The sequence below is a fragment of the Streptomyces sp. NPDC001156 genome, from assembly GCF_053598275.1.
This window is the reverse complement of the sequence record NZ_JBSFJX010000531.1, coordinates 1-1,481: the sequence shown is the minus strand read 5'-3', so window position 1 is coordinate 1,481 and position 1,481 is coordinate 1. Positions and strand designations below refer to the sequence as shown.

Sequence of the window (1,481 nt, the reverse complement as noted above, 5' to 3'; positions counted from 1 at the left end):
CCGGCACCGTCGCGTCCGTGGTCGCCACGTCGGTGATCAGATTCGGTAGCAGCGCCGACCCTGCTTCGGCTTCGGCTTCGGCTTCGGCTTCGGCTCCGGCTCCGGCGATGGTGCCTCCGCCGACGATTCCGTACATGAGTGGTGGTGCCTTTCAGGGTTGGATGGTTGGGGCGGTCTGCTGGGTGCCCTTAGGTGGCGGCCCAGCGCTCCTCACGCCGTAGCGCGAGGTCGATGAGGGCGCGGAAGTACACCGCGTGTTGGAACAGGTCGTAGGCGAGTTCGACAGCCAGGACGCTCGCGAGGAGTCGGGTGGGCCAGCCCATGCGCCACACGGACACGACCTTTTCGACGACGAAGATCGCGCCGATACCGGTCCAGAAGGGGCTGACGCCGATCCGGCCGAGGTAGACCAGCTGCAGCGTCACGAAGGTCAGGTACAGGGCGAACGCTGCTGCGCCGGCGCCCATCATGATCTGCCGGCCGAAGTACGGGGCCGTGACTTTCGTGAGGCCGTAGGAGCGCAGGTTCTCAAGGGCCCCGCGCTGCCACCGCATCCGCTGGTCCCACAACTTCGGGAGCGTGGGCATGACCTCGGTGGTCACCTTGCAGGCGGCCGGGCTCATCGTGCGGTACCCGAGCGACTTGATCGCCTTCGTGATCTCGTCGTCCTCGGTGAGCGACTCGGTCGTGTAGTACGAACTGCCCCCGGGCAGGCGGCCGTCGAGCCGTGCCGCTTTCACCTCGCGCAGCACCCGCACCCGGAACAGGGTGGCGGTGCCGGTGAGGACGACCGCGCGGTCATGGTTGCGGTGGATCTCCCACGCGTACCGCTGGTACTCCATCCGCTGCAGGTGGCCGAGGAGTCCGCCGCCGGCCTCGCCGTAGAAGACGCCGCCGACCGCGCCGACACGGCGGTTCATGGCCGCCGCGGCGTGCTCAACGAACCCGGGCACGAGGACGGTGTCGCGTCCTGGATGAGGACCAGGTCCTCGTCCGCGAGCCCCGGCAGTACCCGGTCCAGGGCCTCGTTGAGAGCACCAGCTTTCTTGCCCTCGATGCCGTGGAGGTCCAGTGCCCAGGCGCCGGCGTCGCGGGCGGCCTCGCGGGTGGCGTGGTTGTCGGTGCAGTTGTTCGTGACCGCGATGACCTCGTCCGGGGCGAGGGTCTGGGCGTGGAGCCCGTCGATCGCTGCGGCGATCCGGTCGGACTCGTTGCGGGCAGGGATCAGCGCAACGACTCGAGGTCTCCCCAAGCGGGCGGGTCGGGTAACGGTCATCGGTGTCGTCATCTGTCGTCAGTCCAAAGCAGGTCGAGGTACGGCAGCCAAGAAAGGGGGTGAGGCCGGGGCCCGCGCGTAGGGGATGGATGACGCGAGCCCCGGCCGCTCTAGGTGACTGGTGTTAATCGTGTGAGCTCGCGTTGGGGATTCGGGCTGTGCCAGGCTGACGGGCGTTGGTCGCCGGGTGTGGGGAGAGGTTGAG

General features: G+C 68.5%; 2 protein-coding genes. Both read right to left on the bottom strand.

The window, feature by feature from the left end; translation table 11 throughout:
* Positions 1 to 188: 188 nt before the first annotated feature.
* Positions 189 to 953, bottom strand: a complete 765-nt coding sequence (locus ACWDA7_RS52885; protein ID WP_450615376.1) for a glycosyltransferase family 2 protein — start codon at positions 951 to 953, stop codon at positions 189 to 191.
* Entirely contained in the window at positions 917 to 1,276 is a 360-nt protein-coding gene (locus ACWDA7_RS52880) for a glycosyltransferase (RefSeq protein ID WP_450615374.1), read from the bottom strand. The genes ACWDA7_RS52885 and ACWDA7_RS52880 overlap by 37 nt, the downstream gene beginning before the upstream one ends.
* Between the last annotated feature and the right edge of the window lie 205 nt (positions 1,277 to 1,481).